Source organism: Prevotella sp. P5-64 (assembly GCF_002251285.1).
Classification (GTDB): Bacteria; Bacteroidota; Bacteroidia; order Bacteroidales; family Bacteroidaceae; genus Prevotella.
In genome coordinates this window covers 160,531-175,982 of the sequence record NZ_NPJK01000005.1, presented here as the reverse complement: position 1 = coordinate 175,982, position 15,452 = coordinate 160,531, and the positions used below count along the sequence as shown (strand labels likewise).

Sequence of the window (15,452 nt, the reverse complement as noted above, 5' to 3'; positions counted from 1 at the left end):
CGTAAATTTGTGCGAAAACTTAACCTGTATCATCATGCAGAAATATGCCGATTACATCAAGGAGATAGAGATAGAGTCGCTGTGGAGCGGGCAGCGTCATGTCGTGTGGCAACTGGACCGCCGCGTCAATGTGCTGAGCGGCGTCAACGGCGTGGGCAAGAGCACCATCCTCAACAAGGTGGTCAAGGGCCTCGCCGCCGGCGGCGAGTTTCCCAGCCACATGCTCAAGGGCGTCCACCTCACTGTGAGCCCAGCCGACGCCAAATGGATACGCTACGATATCATACGCTCGTTCGACAGGCCGTTGCTCAACGCCGACATGCTCACCAAGGTCGACATCTCTCTGGTCACCGAGCTCGACTGGCAACTCTTCCAACTGCAGCGCCGCTACCTCGATTACCAGGTCAACATTGGCAACCGCATCATCAGCGTGCTCCAACAGGGCGGCTGCGACGGTGCCGCCGAAGCCCAGCGTATCAGTGAGCCCAAGAAGAAATTCCAGGACATGATAGACAGACTCTTCGCAGACACGGGCAAGAAGATTGTGCGCACAGAGAACGAGATTCGGTTCACGCAGATCGGCGAGACGCTACTGCCCTATCAGCTGTCCAGCGGCGAGAAGCAGATACTCGCCATCCTGCTCACCGTGCTGGTCGAGGACAACAAGCCCTACGTGCTGTTCATGGACGAGCCCGAGGTGAGCCTGCACGTAGACTGGCAACAGCAGCTCATAGACCTCATCCTCGAGCTCAACCCCAACGTACAGATTATCCTCACCACCCACAGTCCGGCTGTCATCATGAACGGATGGATGGACCGTGTGACCGAGGTATCCGATATTATTGTCAACAATGGGTAGACGACTCAAAGACAGCATCACCTCCGACTACCTGTCGGCTGCCAACAGGCTCAACTCCAGGCAGGCGCGTCACCGCATCGTGGCCTATGTCGAAAGCTACGACGACGTGTTCTTCTGGCGCACTGTCCTCTCGAGCTTCGAGACCGACAGCTACTACTTCCAGGTGATGCTCCCCTCGCGCTCCCGCCAGCTCAACCGTGGCAAGAAGGCGGCGCTCATGCGGCTCATGACCGACCGCGTGGGCAGTGATATGATTGCCTGCGTCGATGCCGACTACGACTATCTTATCCAGAAGGCCACGCCCACCTCGCAGCAGATTATCGACAGCCCATACGTCTTCCACACCTACGCCTATGCCATCGAGAACCTGCAGTGCTACGCCCCGTCGCTCCACGATGTCTGCGTGGCTATCACCCTCAACGACCACCACATTTTCGACTTCAACGGCTATCTGCGCAGTTTCTCCGAGATTATCTATCCGCTCTTCGTGTGGAACGTATGGTTCTATCGCACGCCCCATTACGGCGAGTTCACGATGAGCGACTTCCTCTCCATCATCGAGATGGGCAACTTCTCCGCCGTCCATGCCCAGGACATGCTCGCCCGCCTGTCTCACAAGGTGGTCAGACGGCTCGACGCCCTGCGCCGCAACTACCCCGAGGGCGTCAAGGCTTACCCCAAGGTCGAAGCGAGTCTGCGCTCGTTGGGCGTGACGCCACAGACCACCTATTTATATATACAGGGGCATCATCTCTTCGACCGCGTGGTGAGCCCAGCCATGACGCGCATCTGCACCCAGCTCATCCGCGAGCGCGAGAACGAAATCTCGCGCGACAGCATGCACTCCACCCAGCGCCGCAATGAGCTGAGCTGCTACTCGCACAGTGTGGAAGATGTCGAGGCGATGCTCAAGAAGAACATGGGGTATGTGCTCTCCGATGTCTTTGCTCACATCCGTGCCGATGTGCAGCACTTCCTCGACACCTATCATGCCCCTGCGCCAGCCGGGACTGTTGGGGCTACCGCCGGGCCCGCCGCCCTTGCGCCCGACCCTACCCCGCCAGCCACCGCAGCCGGAGAGTAGCCCACAGCCTCCGTCACCGTCATCCCCGTCCATACAAGAAGCGGGAGGAAACACCGTATCTGCTGATACCGTGCTTCCTCTCGCTTTCTGTTATTGCCTTGCGGCGGGGAGTACATGCCCTATCGGCCATGCGATGAGGGTTTATACGTAAGTCTCGAGCATCTTGATAGTGCCCTCGACCCTGAGCGTGTCAGTGGTGGCAGGCACGAGGATAGACTCGCCGGCGCTGATGGTCACTGTGTTGCCCTCGTTGTCGGTGATGGTGCCTTCGCCCTTCAGACCGATGAGGATTACAAAGCTGTCGAGCTCGCTGTAGTCGAGCGTCATGGGCTCGTCGAGGTCATAGACGGCTGTGGTGAAGTAAGGACATTCCACCAGGGTCACGCCCTCGTTCTTCTTGTGCTCATAGTGGGTGCGGTAGTCGTCCTCCACGGTGTAGTTGATGCACTCGGCAGCCTCCTTGGTGTGGAGCTGGCGGTAGTTGCCGTCCTTGTCCTTGCGCTTGAAGTCGTAGATGCGATAGGTGACATCGCTGGTCTGCTGGATTTCGGCGAGGAAGCAGCCTGTGCCGATGGCGTGGATGCGGCCTGCGGGTAGGAAGAAGCAGTCGTCTTCCTTGACCTCATACTGGGCGAGGGCGTCGGTGATGGTGTCGTCCTCGACCATAGCCTTGTACTGCTCGGGGGTAATCTGCTTCTTCAGACCGCTGTAGAGCTTGGCGTCCTTGTCAGAGTCCATGATGTACCACATCTCGGTCTTGCCGCGCTCCTTGCCCTGGCGCTTGGCTATCTCGTCGGTGGGATGCACCTGGATAGAGAGGTCCTGACGGGCATCGATAAACTTGATGAGCAGGGGGAACTCGTCGCCGAAGCGCTCATAGTTGGCCTTGCCCACGAGCTTGTCCTTCTGCTCGATTACCAGTTCGTTGAGCTTCTTGCCGGCATACTCGCCGTCGGCCACCACTGTCTCGTTGCCGGGCACGCCAGAGATTTCCCAGCTTTCGCCTACGTTCTCGAGATGGTCATCGAGATGCTTGAAGGGGATGATTTTGTCGCCACCCCAGATGGTCTGCTTCAACAGAGCCTTAAACTTTAATGGTTTCATACGCTTTATTGTTTGTTGTTTTATACTGTTTGTCGTTTTCTAATTGTCTTTCCAGAATGTGGGGGTGAAGATGACCAGCACGGTGAATATCTCCAGACGCCCTACGAGCATCATGAACGAGCAGGTCCATTTGGCAAGGTCGGGCAGCTGGCTCCACGACATCGTGGGACCTATCTCCAGACCCAGCGAGGGACCCACGTTGCCCAGACTGCTCAGACAGATGGTGATGGCATTGGTGTGGTCTATGCCGCAGGCTATCATGATAAACGCCACCACCAGCAGCATGATGACATAGGTGGCGAGGAATGCCAGCAGCGTCACCCTCTTCTGGATGGGCACATTGACGCCGTCGACCCTCAGCGGCAGCACGGCATTGGGGTGGAGTATCTGCCGCAACTCGTTGCGTATCACCTTGAGCACCATCATACTGCGTATGCTCTTGAAGGCACCGCTGGTAGAGCCCGAGCAGGCTCCCACAAACATACATACCGCCAGCACCACCCAGGTGACATGGGGCCACAGCGCGGCGTTGTCGTTGAACAGGCCCGTGGTGGTCAGGAAGTTGACTACCTGGAAGGCGCCGCAACGGAAGGCGTGCTCGGCGTCATAGCCGCGGTACGCCATGAGCTGGAACATGACGAATGCCGTACAGGCTGCCGTCATGAAGAGATAGAACTTGAACTCGTCGCTCTTGAAGAGCATCCCTATGCGGCGGCGTGCCACGGTGAAGTAAAGCAGGGTGAAGTTGATGCCCGCGAGGAAGCAGAATGTGGTGCAGGTATATTCCAGTGCGGGCGAGTGGAAGTTCTCCATGCTGTCGTTGTATATGGAGAAACCGCCGGTGGCTGTCGAGGTCATGGCATAGTTGATGCTCTCCCACGGCGACATGCCGAATATCCAGTAGCAGCCTGCACAGGCTGCCGTCAGGCATACATATACCATCCATATATACTTGGCTCCCATCGACAGACGGGGATGCAGCTTGGTCTGGATGGGGCCCGTAATCTCGGCAGAGAACACCTTGACATAGCCGCCGTCGAGCGAGGGCAGCAGGGCGACCGTGAAGAAGACTATACCCAGACCTCCTATCCACTGGGTGAACGAGCGCCAGAAGAGGAGACCATGGGGCAGCGCCTCGACATCGTCTATCACGGTGGCGCCGGTAGTGGTAAATCCCGACATGTTCTCAAAGAACGCGTCGGTGAAGTTGTTGACATATCCGCTCAGCATGAAGGGCAGCGAGCCAAAGAGGCTGAAGACCACCCACGACAGCGTGACGACCATGTAGGCATCCTTGCGCGAGAGGCGGTTGCCCGCCTTGAGTCCGAAATACCTGAAGACGATGGCGGCAAGGAGTATCAGCCCCACCGAGGTGACAAACGCCGGCGTGTCGCCCTCGCCGCTATAGACAGAGATGCCCAGGCTCAGCGACATGAGGGCTGCCTCGAAGAAGAGGAGCGCTCCCATAATCTTGCTTATCATGTTCCAGTTGATCATAACGGCTGCACTCTATCAGATGAAGAACTTCTCTATCTTTTTCATATTGATATTGTGGCAGAACACCATCACCGTGTCGCCCGCCATAATCTGGGTGTTACCCGACACCAGCATACCTACGCCGTTTCTTACCAGTCCGCCGATGGTCATGCCCTGTGGCAGTCCCAGTTCGTATACGGGCTTCTGGGTAATCTTGGAGTTCTCCTTGGGGATAAACTCGGCGATATCGGCATTGGCCGACATGAGGAAGGTGACATTGAGCACATCGGCATCGAGCAGCATCTGGTAGATGCGGCTGGCGGCGATGGCCTTCTTGTTGATGATGGTACCTATATCCAGGCTCTCTGCCATGCTTACATAGTCGAGGTTCTCGACCATGGCCACGGTCTTTCTCACGCCCATTCGCTTGGCGGTGAGGCAGGCCAGGATGTTGGTCTCTGTGTTGCCCGTGAGCGCCACAAAGGCTTGGGTATTGTTGATGCTCTCTTCGGTGAGCAGCGACAGGTCACGGCCGTCGCCGTTGATGACGAGCGCCTTATGGCTGTCGAGCATGTCGTTGAGCTGTTCGCAGCGCTCCAGACTGCTCTCGATGATTTTGACATCCATGTATTCGGGCATGCCCTTGACGGCGTTGACGGCTGTGTTGCCACCGCCCATAATCATCACGTTCTTGACATCGGCATACTGCTCCTTGCCCACTATCTTGCGGATGTAGGGGATAAACTGGCGCGTGGTCATGAAGTAGGCCAGGTCGTAAAGCTGCAGCACGTCGTTACCGCCAGGGATGATGGTATCGGGGCCACGCTTCACCGCCACCACGTGGTAAGGGTCCTGCGCACCGCAGAGCTCGCGGAGCGGACGGTTGAGTATCTCGCATCCCTCGCGCAGCTTGATGCCCAGCAGGATGAGGGCTCCGTTGTGCACATCCCAACGCTGGCGCACCCACGACATCTTGAGACCGTTGTTGATGTCACGGGCAGCGAGCACCTCGGGGTAGATGAGTTCGTCGACGCCCAGTCTGACGAAGAGTTCGCGCTTGTCGTCTTCGATATATTCGGCGCGGTCTATGCGCGCCACGGTCTTGTGGGCACCGAGTGCCTTGGCCAGGATACAGCAGTTGAGGTTGAGACTCTGGTCAGGGGTTACGGCGATGAAGAGGTCGGTGTGGCCCACGCCGGCATCGGTGAGGGCCTGTATGCTGTCGGGGTCGGCCACCATCGTCAGCAGGTCGTAGTCGCTGCCGATACGTGCCAACCGGTCGGGGTCGGGGTCTATGAGCGTGATGTCCTCGTGGTTGCGCGAGAGCAGTCGTGCCAGATGGGTACCTATGGCGTAGGCACCGGTAATAATGATTTTCATCCTTTAATATGTTGAATAATCGTTGCCTTGTCTATACCCGCGATGCGGCGCAGTTCGCTTACGGTGCCGTGCTCGACAAACTCGTCGGGCAGGCCCAGCCTTACAATCTCGGGCGTATAGTGATGGTCGGCCATCCATTCGGTGACAGCCGTTCCCAGACCACCGCATCTCACACCGTCTTCCACGGTGATGACGCGGCTGAACCTCTGGCCCACCTCGTCGAGTATGCCGCCGTCGATGGGTTTGAGATAGCGCATATCGTAATGGGCCACAGTGAGCTGGCCCTCAGCCTCAACCTCAGCCACAGCCTCGGCAGCCACATTGCCTATAGGGCCGATGGTGAGCACAGCCACATCGTGACCCTCGTGCATGCGTCGGCCAGTGCCCACCTCGATGGCTTCGAGCTTGCAGCGCCAGTCGTTGTGCTCGGCAGCGCCTCGGGGATAGCGTATCACCACCGTACCCATGTCGGGGAGCTGTGCGGTGTACATCATCCGGCGCAGTTCGTGCTCGTCCATGGGCGAGCAAATCGTGAGATGGGGGATGGGGCGCAGCGCCGCCATATCGAAGGCGCCATGGTGGGTGGGGCCGTCCTCGCCCACCAGTCCGCCGCGGTCCAGACAGAGCACCACGGGCAGCGAGAGCAGAGCGAGGTCGTGAATGATATTGTCGTAAGCGCGCTGGGCAAACGAGCTGTAGATATTGCAGAAGGGCTGGAGACCGTCTTTGGCCATACCTCCAGAGAAGGTCACGGCGTGGCCCTCGGCTATGCCCACGTCGAAGGCGCGGTCGGGCATGGCGTTCATCAGTATGTTCATCGAGCAGCCGGTGGGCATGGCGGGTGTCACGCCCACAATGCGGTCGTTCATCTGTGCCAGTTCGAGCAGGGTCTCACCAAACACATCCTGGTACTTGGGAGGCTTGTTGGACGAGTCGCTCACGATGCGCTCGCCGGTCTCGGCATCAAATCGGCCCGGAGCGTGCCAGATGGTGGCTTCGTTTTCGGCGGGCTTGTAGCCTTTGCCCTTGGTGGTATGCAGGTGCAGCAGCTTGGGGCCCTTCATGTCTTTGAGCTGGCGCAGCAGGCGCACCACCTCCTTGACGTCGTGACCGTCGAAGGGACCGAAGTAGCGTATGTTCATGCCCTCAAAGATATTCTGCTGATGGCTCAGCACCGACTTGATGGCGTTGTTGAGTCGTATGATGCCCTTGCGGCGGCGGTCGCTCAGATGGCCATTGTCCTCGAGCCATCGGGCCACCTTGAACCTTATCTTGTTATAGGTGGCATTGGTGTCGAGATTGAGCAGATACTTCTCCATACCACCCACAGCGCGGTCTATGCTCATGTCGTTGTCGTTGAGGATGATGAGCAGATCATTGGGGGTCGACGAGACATTGTTGAGACCCTCAAAGGCCAGACCGCCACTCATGGCACCATCGCCGATGACGGCCACCACATGACGGTCGTCGTGCCCGGTCTTGCGGGCAGCCACCGCCATACCGAGGGCGGCAGAGATGGAGTTGGAGGCATGACCGCAGGCGAAAGTGTCGTACTCGCTCTCCAATGGGGAGGGAAACGGGCGGACGCCGTGCAGATGACGGTTGGTGCAGAACGTGTCGCGACGTCCTGTAAGTATCTTGTGACCATAAGCCTGATGACCCACATCCCACACTATGCGGTCGTCGGGGGTATTGAAGACATAGTGCAGGGCAACGGTAATCTCAACGACGCCCAGACTCGAGGCAAAGTGACCGGGATTGACCGACACCTCGTCGATAATGTCTTGGCGCAGCTCGCTGCAAACCTCTGCCAACTGGTCTATATCCAACTTGCGCAGGTCAGAAGGGTATTTTATTTGGCTTAGTAGTCCGAATTTATTCTTGTCCACAACTATAACATGTTATATTCATGAAAAAGTATTAATTTTTTTTGATATTAACCTATTTATTCATGAAAAAATGGCGCCCGCCATTACAGTCGCGCGCATTATAATATAATAAGGTGTAAAGGGAGTAAAGCACAGCCCCACGGTTGGCGCCAGCAGGGGCAGCGGAGTACACCCTGTCCAGGTATTGACAAGAGGTGTGCGCAAGCAGCAGTTAAGTGGGGATGATACAAATAAGGAGCTCACAAGCAGCAGCTACATAGGAGATGATACAAACGAGGAGTCCACAAGCAACAGCTACGTGGGGAATGATACAAACGAGGAGCCCACAAGCAGCAGCAACGTGGGGAATGATACAAACGAGGAACCCACAAGCAGCAGCTACGTGGGGAATGATACAAATAGAGAGCCCACAAGCAGCAGCAACTCTGTAGGAGTTGCGATTCCCCAGCCCAGGGTTGCGGGCGAAGACCGCTACCCTGGGTAGCGACCCCACTAACCTGGCAACTCTGTAGGAGTTGCGATTAGCCGCAGGCGTTACCCACAGCAGGACAAAGGGTAGGAATGGGTAGGCGGTTATTAGCAGATTGAGTATAACGCCTTCGGCTAAACGCAACTCCTACAGAGTTGCTATATCTTTGTGTATCAGCACCCAGGGTAGAGGCGCTGCACGCCTCAACCCTGGGCTATGAAATCGCAACTCCTACAGAGTTGCCAGGGGTGCGTACCATCCACAATGGGCTACTTGTATCACTGTCATGGGCATATCCACTGCACGCCTCTACTTTGGGTTACACCCTCACCACATTCCCCATAAACGCGACACACGCCATCGCGCCGATGGGCCTCGCCCCAGCGCTGCCGATGGAACTGCGCCATCGGCGAATTGTGTTCCGCCATGCCCTAATCGTCCTTGGCGGCTCGTGACGGTTGTTACGGGCTCACGTGCCGTTTGTTACGTGAGCCCGTATCATAAGGCACGTGACCACGTATCATCCGTCACGAACCGCCGATGTGACCGTCTGCGACGGCGGGCGTTATGGCGGCGGGTGCGGCGTGGCTATCAATGGGGATGGGGGGGGCATATAAGCTGGAGGCGGGGCATGAAATAGAGAAATCGGGACTTGCAATGATTACGGCAAGCCCCGAAATAGTGGTATCAAACCACGAAATGATAAATAAAGACATCGCCAGAGAGTTGGCTGCTATGGGCGGCAGATATACTTAGACTGACGCCAGCGCGGGAGCAAAAGACGCCAACGCGGGAGCAGAGGACGCCACCTCGGCGACGGAGGAAATAGAAAAATCCCGGACAACTGCCTGCTGCCCGGGACTGATGCTTGTAACCGTTATGGCGCGGAGAGACGCCTACTTCTTCTCTACCATCTTCCACTCGATGACGAAGGCGATGAGCAAGCCTACGCCGCCGCCTATGGCTGCCGTAAGCCAGAGGGTGAGTATGGTGAAGTCAGCCACACGGGCCAGCACGGCTGCGATGCCTGTAAAGAACAGCAGCAGACCCAGGCGCAGGGTGGCGAACGAGAGAGAGTGACGGCGCCCGGTCTCCTCGAGCAGTAAGCGTGCCGTGTCGCAGTCCACACCGCCGCTGATGATTTCGCTACGCAGTCTGAAAGCGTTGCGTTTCTTGTCTACAAGGTAGTAGACCTGACCGATAATCAACGAGAGGGGGACGGAGAACACCATAATGATGAAGACGATTTGTTTTAAAACAATAATGCAATCCATAATGCTTAATGTGTTAATGTTGTTAATACTGTTGTTGTCATTGCTTTACCTAAAGACCGGCATGCAGACAAATTATTACACTCTGGTGACAGAAAAATCGCAGATGACGCGGACGACAGCCACGAGGGTAGTCACTGCCGCCACTGCCATAGACACGGCGACGACGGGAGTAGACGCCGAAGCCACGCTGTCTGACAAGACGCCGACGACAAAGACCAGCAGCGGCATGCCAAAGGCAAAAGCCACCACGCGCGCCCAACGGCGCAGCAGGGTGCGGCGTGCCGAGCGTCTTACCTCGGTCATCACCCTGGTGTTGATATCCGAGAGCAGCATCTGCCGCTCTACCGCCTCGCTGATGAGGCGGTCAAACTCTTGTTCATTCATCTTCTCCATGTTCCAGTTGTTTCTTTAATCGTTGACGTATACGGTTGAGCCGCACCAGCACATTGGCCTGGGTGAGACTGAGCCTGGCGGCTATCTCGGCGGTGGTCTGGTGGCGGTAGTAATGCAGCTGCACGATGCTCCTGTCGGGCTCGCCCAACTGCGAGACAGCCTGCTCCATGCGCTGCAGGCGGCGTTCGTGCTCGGGGGAATAGTCATCGTAGGGCACATCGTGGTCCAATTGACCGGCACGACGGCGGCGGGCGGTGTCGAGATGGGTCAGCGACAGGCGCACGGCAATCATGGCGAGCCACGGCGCGATGGAGTCGTCGCCATGCCAGTCGGCAAGCCGGGTATAGGCGCGCACAAAGGTCTACTGGGCTATCTCGGCAGCCAGGTCACGACATCGCACCACGCCCATGGCCTTGGCAAAGACCAGGGCCGAATGTCGGCTCACGATATCGCTGTAAGCCTGGGTCTTGCCGCCCAGCACGAGCGTCACCAGTTGTCTGTCGGTCATCTCTGTTTTCATTGTCATTTTATCATAAGACGACGGCGGGGCGCTATTATTACACCCCATGCCCATATTTTTTCTCTGACGGGGCGCTGCCCTAACCTCCCCCCGTGGCTGAGGCAAAGAAAAAGCCACCGCCTGCCCTACTGCTCTCTACAGGATGGCTGGCGGTGGCCCGATGGTATATCAGCGTGGGGCTTTACTTCACATTGCCCACCTTGACGAGATACTCGGCTATCTGCACGGCATTGAGCGCGGCGCCCTTGCGTATCTGGTCGCCGGTAAGCCAGAGGGTGATGCCATGGTCGTCGGCCAGGTCGCGGCGCACGCGGCCTACGAAGACATCGTCCTTGCCCGCACTCTCAAGCGGCATGGGATAAACATAGTGCTGGGGGTCGTCCTCGAGGGTGCAACCGGGAGCTGCAGCGATGGCAGAGCGCACCTCGTCGACAGTGAGCGGACGCTCGGTCTCTATCCACACAGACTCGGAGTGAGAGCGGAGCGAAGAGACGCGCACACAGGTGGCGCTGGTGCGCACGTCGCTGTGCATAATCTTGCGGGTCTCATTATACATCTTCATCTCCTCCTTGGTATAGTCGTTGTCGGTCATCACGTCAATCTGTGGAATGACGTTGTAGGCCAGCTGATGGGGAAACTTGTTGATGGTCTTTACCTTGCCCTCGGTGAGAACCTCACGGTACTGCTGCTCGAGTTCGGCCATGGCTGCGGCACCTGCACCGCTGGCGCTCTGATAAGAAGAGACATGGACACGGCGGATGTGGCTGAGCTTCTCGATGGGCTGCAGCACTACGACCATCATGATGGTGGTACAGTTGGGGTTGGCGATGATGCCACGGGGGCGGTTGAGGGCGTCCTCGGGATTGACCTCGGGCACTACCAGTGGCACGTCCTCGTCCATGCGGAAGGCGCTGGAATTGTCTATCATCACCGCACCGTGCTTGGTGATGGTCTCGGCAAACTCCTTGGAAGTGCCGCCACCGGCAGAAACGAAGGCTATATCTATATCGCGGAAGTCGTCGTTGTGCTGGAGCAGCTGGACTTCGTACTCTTTACCTTTGAAAGCGTATTTGGTACCTGCGCTGCGCTTGGAGCCAAACAGTACCAGCTCATCGATGGGAAACTCTCTCTCTGCGAGAATACGAAGAAACTCTTGTCCTACAGCGCCACTCGCGCCCACAATTGCTACTTTCATTTTGTTTATTTCTTATTGATTATCTGTTATCGTGTGCAAAATTACAACATTTGGGGCACTTATCAGTTAATTTTTAGGGATTTTATCATCAAATGTGACATTTTTTTCGGACCTTTGCAGTAGATTTATACGTCACAGAGAGCTATGCCCGATTTATCCCAATATTTCCCCATAACCGACCCGACAATCATATTCTTTGTCGTGCTGCTCATCATCCTCTTTGCGCCAATCATCATGGGCAAGTTGCGTATTCCCCACATCATCGGCATGGTGCTGGCGGGTATGGCGATAGGCAGCTACGGTCTGAATATACTCTCGCGCGACGCCTCTTTCGAGCTCTTCGGCAAGGTGGGCATGTACTACATCATGTTCCTCGCCGCCCTGGAGATGGATATGGAGGGCGTGAAGCGTACGAAGGGTCAGATGGGTATCTACGGCATACTCACCTTTATCCTGCCGGCACTGCTCACGGGTGGCGCTGCGCGCTGGATACTGGGTTATCCGGTGCAGACCTGTCTGCTGCTGGGCTGTCTGATGGCTTCAAACACGCTGGTGGCATACCCCATCGTGGGACGTTATGGTCTGCAGCGCAAACCGAGTGTGGCGCTGAGCGTGGGGTCGTCGATGCTGTCGCTCTTCATGGCGCTCATGGCGCTGGCAGCCATCGTGGGCATACACCAGGGCGACAGCGGCATAGGGTTCTGGGCTCTGTTTGCCGCCAAGACCGTGGCGCTCTGCCTGTTTATGAGCATGGTGATACCGAGGCTGACGCGCTGCTTTCTGCGCCGATACAGCGACTCGGTGATGCAGTTTATCTTTGTGCTCGCCATACTCTTCATGAGTGCCGTGCTGTCGGGGTTGGCTGGGCTTGAAGGCATCCTCGGCGCATTCCTTGCCGGACTGATACTCAACAGATACATACCCCGCCTGTCGCCGCTGATGAACCGCATCGAGTTTATCGGCAACGCCCTGTTTATCCCCTACTTCCTGATAGGTGTGGGCATGCTCATCAACGTGAGGCTGCTCTTCACCGGAGGGCAAATCATCTGGGTGGCAGCGGTGATTACCATCTTCGGCACGCTGGGCAAGGCGCTGGCAGCCTACATCTCATCGGTGGCACTGCGGCTGCCGTGGACATCGGGCAACATGATGTTTGGTCTCACCTCGGCACATGCCGCCGGAGCCATAGCCATACTGATGACGGGCATGAAGCTGACCTCGCCCGGAGGCGTATCGATGATAGACGACACGCTGCTCAACGGCGTGGTGCTGATGATACTCTTCACCTGCGTCATCTCGACCATCGTCACCGACAGGGCGGCGCAGCAGATAGTGTTCCGCGACAAGGAGTATGCACCCAAGAACCCCAGCAAGGACAACGAGAAGATACTGGTGCCGGTGAAATATCCCGAGTATGCCGACCAGCTGATGTCAATGGCGTTCATGATGCGCAACCCCAAGCTGAAGACGCCCATCGTGGGCCTCAACGTGGTCTACGACGACGCCGACCTGATGCAGAACCAGGAAGAGGGGCAGAAGCTGCTGGAACATCTGGTGCGCCATGCCGCATCAGCAGACGTGCAGATGGAGACTCAGGTGCGCATAGCCGCCAACATAGCCAACGGCATCAAGCATGCCTTCAAGGAGTTTCAGGCTTCGGAGATACTCATAGGCATGCACATGCACGCCGACAAGTCCAACAAATTCTGGGGAAACTTCCACCAGAGTCTCTTCAACGGACTCAACTGCCAGATTATCATGGCGCGCCTCAACCAGCCGCTCTCCACGCTGCGCCGCATACAGGTGGCTGTGCCGTCGAGGGCCCAGTATGAGCCTGGATTCTATCGATGGATGGAACGACTGGCCCGTATGGCTGAGAACCTGGAATGTCGCATCACCTACCACGCCCGCGAAGACACCATGGCACTGATTACCGAATGGGTGCGCAACCAGCACCCCGCGCTCAGGGCCGAATACATAAGCATGAACCACTGGAACCAGTTGCCGCATCTGGCTACGACGATTGCCGACGACCACCTGTTTGTGGTGGTGACAGCCCGCAAGGGCACGGTGTCGTACAAGTCGGCGCAGGAGAAGCTGCCCTACGAGATAGAGCACTACTTCAACGGTACCAACCTGATGATAATCTTCCCCGACCAGTATGGAGGCACCATGGACGAGATGACCTTCGCCCAGCCACAGCACACGGAGGAAGACAGCGCTTATGACATGATACACAACTGGATAGCCAAGCACTGGCGTCACAAGAACTAAGACAGACACTATGATAGATATCAAAGGCATAACCAAGAGTTTCGGCTCGCTGCAGGTGCTCAAGGGCATAGACCTGCACATCGACAAGGGCGAGATACTGAGTATCGTCGGCCCCAGCGGTGCCGGCAAGACCACACTGCTGCAGATAATAGGCACACTGGACAAGCCCGATGGCGGACAGGTGTGCATCGACGGCGTAGAGGTAAGCCGGCTGAAGTCGAACAAGCTGAGCGATTTCCGTAACCGTCATATCGGTTTCGTGTTCCAGTTCCATCAGCTTCTGCCCGAATTTACCGCCATCGAAAACATCATGATTCCCGCCCTCATCGCCGGAACAAGCAAGAGCGAGGCTCGCGAGAAAGCCATGCAGCTGCTGCAGTTTATGGGACTCGAAGAGCGGGCACAGCACAAGCCCGCCCAACTCTCAGGAGGTGAAAAGCAGCGCATCGCCGTGGCAAGAGCGCTCGTCAACGACCCCGACGTGATACTGGCCGACGAACCCAGCGGCTCGCTCGACAGCAAGAACAAGCAGGAGTTGCACCAGCTCTTCTTCGACCTGCGCGAGAAGATGGGCCAGACCTTTGTCATCGTGACCCACGACGAACAGCTGGCTGCCATCACCGACCGCACCATCCACCTGAAGGACGGCATGATCATCCACACCGAAACACCAAATCAAGAAGACAATGGAGAAGATACAACTGGGAGCATATAACCTGCTGAAAATAGTGAAAGAGGTAGACTTCGGACTCTACCTCGACGGAGGCGATGAGGGCGAGATACTGCTGCCCAAACGCTATGTACCCAAAGATTATAAGATAGGTGACGAACTCGACGTGTTTCTGTACCTCGACCAGGACGAACGCCTCGTGGCTACCACCGAGCACCCGCTGGCTAAGCCGGGCGACTTTGCCTACCTCGAGTGCTCGTGGGTGAACGAATACGGTGCCTTCCTCAACTGGGGCCTGATGAAAGACCTCTTCTGCCCCTTCCGCGAACAGAAACGCCGCATGGAGATAGGTTCGTCGTACATCGTCTATGTGACCATCGACGAAGAGAGCTACCGCATTATGGCTACGGCGAAGGTGGAGAAATACCTCAACAAGGAAAAGCCCACATACAACGCCGGCGACGAGGTAGACATCATGATATGGCAGAAGACCGATCTGGGCTTCAAGGTCATCATCGACAACCAGTATGCCGGCCTCATCTACCGCGACCAGATATTCAAGCACGTGCAGACGGGCGACCGCATGAAGGCTTACATCGCCTGCGTACGCCCCGACGGCAAGATAGACCTCACGCTGCAGCCCACAGGCCGCCAGCAGACACTCGACTTCTCGGAGACGCTGCTCAACTGGCTGCAACAGCACGACGGATACTGCGAACTGGGCGACAAGAGCGATGCCGAGGAGATAAAGGCGCGCTTCGAGGTGAGCAAGAAGGTCTATAAGAAGGCCATCGGTGACCTCTACCGACGCAGACTCATCGTCATGGAGAACGGAGGCATACGCCTGATAGACAAAGTATGAAAA

At 57.0% G+C, this 15,452-nt stretch carries 16 protein-coding genes; 7 read left to right on the top strand and 9 right to left on the bottom strand.

Features of this window, described 5'->3' with window-relative positions; translation table 11 throughout:
• Positions 1–34 precede the first annotated feature (34 nt).
• Positions 35–859 carry an AAA family ATPase gene (locus CIK87_RS01740; RefSeq protein ID WP_022311201.1) on the top strand — a complete coding sequence of 275 codons (825 nt, stop codon included), beginning with the start codon at positions 35–37 and terminating at the stop codon, positions 857–859.
• Complete coding sequence (locus CIK87_RS01735) at positions 852–1,943, top strand: DUF4435 domain-containing protein (protein ID WP_094384922.1); 1,092 nt, start codon at positions 852–854, stop codon at positions 1,941–1,943. Before CIK87_RS01740 ends, CIK87_RS01735 begins: the two co-directional genes overlap by 8 nt.
• 141 nt (positions 1,944–2,084) lie before the next feature.
• Here CIK87_RS01735 and CIK87_RS01730 read toward each other — a convergent pair whose 3' ends face one another.
• The 4 genes from CIK87_RS01730 to dxs are packed head-to-tail and all read right to left on the bottom strand — an operon-like array spanning position 2,085 to position 7,792.
• On the bottom strand, positions 2,085–3,047 hold the full coding sequence (locus CIK87_RS01730; protein WP_022311203.1) for a type I phosphomannose isomerase catalytic subunit: 963 nt from the start codon (positions 3,045–3,047) through the stop codon (positions 2,085–2,087).
• Positions 3,048–3,086: 39 nt separating this feature from the next.
• Positions 3,087–4,544: a TrkH family potassium uptake protein gene (locus CIK87_RS01725; protein ID WP_094384920.1), complete on the bottom strand. Its 1,458-nt coding sequence runs from the start codon at positions 4,542–4,544 to the stop codon at positions 3,087–3,089.
• Positions 4,545–4,559: 15 nt separating this feature from the next.
• Positions 4,560–5,903, bottom strand: a complete 1,344-nt coding sequence (gene trkA / locus CIK87_RS01720) for a Trk system potassium transporter TrkA (RefSeq protein WP_022311205.1) — start codon at positions 5,901–5,903, stop codon at positions 4,560–4,562.
• Positions 5,900–7,792 (bottom strand): 1-deoxy-D-xylulose-5-phosphate synthase, encoded by a 1,893-nt coding sequence (gene dxs / locus CIK87_RS01715; protein ID WP_022311206.1) that lies wholly within the window; start codon positions 7,790–7,792, stop codon positions 5,900–5,902. Before dxs ends, trkA begins: the two co-directional genes overlap by 4 nt.
• A gap of 196 nt (positions 7,793–7,988) precedes the next feature.
• On the opposite strand from dxs, the gene CIK87_RS13865 reads away from it, so the two are divergent.
• Positions 7,989–8,276, top strand: coding sequence for a hypothetical protein (locus CIK87_RS13865; RefSeq protein ID WP_144008067.1), 288 nt, complete (start codon positions 7,989–7,991; stop codon positions 8,274–8,276).
• 140 nt (positions 8,277–8,416) lie between these two features.
• Positions 8,417–8,716, top strand: a complete 300-nt coding sequence (locus CIK87_RS14205) for a hypothetical protein (protein WP_158216176.1) — start codon at positions 8,417–8,419, stop codon at positions 8,714–8,716.
• A gap of 441 nt (positions 8,717–9,157) precedes the next feature.
• Here CIK87_RS14205 and CIK87_RS01710 read toward each other — a convergent pair whose 3' ends face one another.
• The 5 genes from CIK87_RS01710 to CIK87_RS01695 form a co-directional block, all read right to left on the bottom strand.
• Positions 9,158–9,535, bottom strand: coding sequence for a hypothetical protein (locus CIK87_RS01710; RefSeq protein ID WP_144008066.1), 378 nt, complete (start codon positions 9,533–9,535; stop codon positions 9,158–9,160).
• Positions 9,536–9,610: 75 nt separating this feature from the next.
• Positions 9,611–9,928, bottom strand: coding sequence for a hypothetical protein (locus tag CIK87_RS01705; protein ID WP_022311661.1), 318 nt, complete (start codon positions 9,926–9,928; stop codon positions 9,611–9,613).
• Positions 9,912–10,283 carry an RNA polymerase sigma factor gene (locus tag CIK87_RS01700; protein WP_094384916.1) on the bottom strand — a complete coding sequence of 124 codons (372 nt, stop codon included), beginning with the start codon at positions 10,281–10,283 and terminating at the stop codon, positions 9,912–9,914. The genes CIK87_RS01705 and CIK87_RS01700 overlap by 17 nt, the downstream gene beginning before the upstream one ends.
• Positions 10,284–10,289: 6 nt before the next feature.
• Complete coding sequence (locus CIK87_RS14200; protein WP_158216175.1) at positions 10,290–10,448, bottom strand: hypothetical protein; 159 nt, start codon at positions 10,446–10,448, stop codon at positions 10,290–10,292.
• 181 nt (positions 10,449–10,629) lie between these two features.
• Positions 10,630–11,643, bottom strand: a complete 1,014-nt coding sequence (locus tag CIK87_RS01695; RefSeq protein ID WP_094384913.1) for an aspartate-semialdehyde dehydrogenase — start codon at positions 11,641–11,643, stop codon at positions 10,630–10,632.
• A 144-nt stretch (positions 11,644–11,787) separates the two neighbouring features.
• On the opposite strand from CIK87_RS01695, the gene CIK87_RS01690 reads away from it, so the two are divergent.
• The 3 genes from CIK87_RS01690 to CIK87_RS01680 are packed head-to-tail and all read left to right on the top strand — an operon-like array spanning position 11,788 to position 15,449.
• Positions 11,788–13,917 carry a cation:proton antiporter gene (locus CIK87_RS01690; protein WP_094384911.1) on the top strand — a complete coding sequence of 710 codons (2,130 nt, stop codon included), beginning with the start codon at positions 11,788–11,790 and terminating at the stop codon, positions 13,915–13,917.
• 10 nt (positions 13,918–13,927) lie between these two features.
• On the top strand, positions 13,928–14,632 hold the full coding sequence (locus CIK87_RS01685; RefSeq protein WP_094384909.1) for an ABC transporter ATP-binding protein: 705 nt from the start codon (positions 13,928–13,930) through the stop codon (positions 14,630–14,632).
• Complete coding sequence (locus CIK87_RS01680; protein ID WP_022311666.1) at positions 14,604–15,449, top strand: S1 RNA-binding domain-containing protein; 846 nt, start codon at positions 14,604–14,606, stop codon at positions 15,447–15,449. The genes CIK87_RS01685 and CIK87_RS01680 overlap by 29 nt, the downstream gene beginning before the upstream one ends.
• Positions 15,450–15,452: the final 3 nt, after the last annotated feature.

Coding starts and splice junctions, on each gene's coding strand:
- CIK87_RS01740 (WP_022311201.1), top strand. CDS start 35: ATGCAGAAATATGCCGATTACATCAAGGAGATAGAGATAGAGTCGCTG.
- CIK87_RS01735 (WP_094384922.1), top strand. CDS start 852: ATGGGTAGACGACTCAAAGACAGCATCACCTCCGACTACCTGTCGGCT.
- CIK87_RS01730 (WP_022311203.1), bottom strand. CDS start 3,047: ATGAAACCATTAAAGTTTAAGGCTCTGTTGAAGCAGACCATCTGGGGT.
- CIK87_RS01725 (WP_094384920.1), bottom strand. CDS start 4,544: ATGATCAACTGGAACATGATAAGCAAGATTATGGGAGCGCTCCTCTTC.
- trkA (WP_022311205.1), bottom strand. CDS start 5,903: ATGAAAATCATTATTACCGGTGCCTACGCCATAGGTACCCATCTGGCA.
- CIK87_RS01710 (WP_144008066.1), bottom strand. CDS start 9,535: ATGGATTGCATTATTGTTTTAAAACAAATCGTCTTCATCATTATGGTG.
- CIK87_RS01705 (WP_022311661.1), bottom strand. CDS start 9,928: ATGGAGAAGATGAATGAACAAGAGTTTGACCGCCTCATCAGCGAGGCG.
- CIK87_RS14200 (WP_158216175.1), bottom strand. CDS start 10,448: ATGAAAACAGAGATGACCGACAGACAACTGGTGACGCTCGTGCTGGGC.
- CIK87_RS01695 (WP_094384913.1), bottom strand. CDS start 11,643: ATGAAAGTAGCAATTGTGGGCGCGAGTGGCGCTGTAGGACAAGAGTTT.
- CIK87_RS01690 (WP_094384911.1), top strand. CDS start 11,788: ATGCCCGATTTATCCCAATATTTCCCCATAACCGACCCGACAATCATA.
- CIK87_RS01685 (WP_094384909.1), top strand. CDS start 13,928: ATGATAGATATCAAAGGCATAACCAAGAGTTTCGGCTCGCTGCAGGTG.
- CIK87_RS01680 (WP_022311666.1), top strand. CDS start 14,604: ATGGAGAAGATACAACTGGGAGCATATAACCTGCTGAAAATAGTGAAA.